Source organism: Mesorhizobium sp. M7A.F.Ca.US.002.01.1.1, assembly GCF_004022955.1.
GTDB classification, from domain to species: domain Bacteria; phylum Pseudomonadota; class Alphaproteobacteria; order Rhizobiales; family Rhizobiaceae; genus Mesorhizobium; species Mesorhizobium ciceri.
On record NZ_RZQE01001066.1, the window covers coordinates 1 to 432 of the forward strand.

Here is a 432-nt window from a genome sequence, read left to right on the forward strand (position 1 = left end):
CTGCTTGGCTCAGGGCCTCGATCTCAGCCATCTGGATGCCCATTTCGACAAATGCCGAAAGAACGGCGAACCGGTCAGCCAGTGCGACGCGCGCCAGTCCGGCCAGAATCCCGGCATTGATTGCGTGGGCGGCTGGAAACGGCAGCAACGCCGGTGTCATCGTCGCGGCCGTGGCCGAACCATTGTCACGCCATCCCGCGGCCAGAGCAATCCAGCCGACCGGCGTTGTTGGCGGCGTCGCGCCGGCTGTGCTGAGCGCCGCCTGGTGGCGGCGACTGTCCGGTTCGCCCACCCAGTTGTGGACCAGCGGGAGCAACTGATGATCGGTCTCATCCAACAGGTCGGCCAGGTGGCTCAGGCATTCATGGGCCCACCAGACCGCGGCTCGCTCGGGAAGCAGGTAGGCACAAAATGTAACCGCTTCCTCGGGAA

At 65.3% G+C, this 432-nt stretch carries 1 protein-coding gene; it reads right to left on the reverse strand.

Annotation, left to right across the window (positions count from 1 at the left end; all coding sequences use genetic code 11):
• Positions 1-432, reverse strand: a 432-nt coding sequence (locus EN932_RS37730; RefSeq protein ID WP_128369598.1) for a hypothetical protein, incomplete at both ends; no start/stop codon positions are given.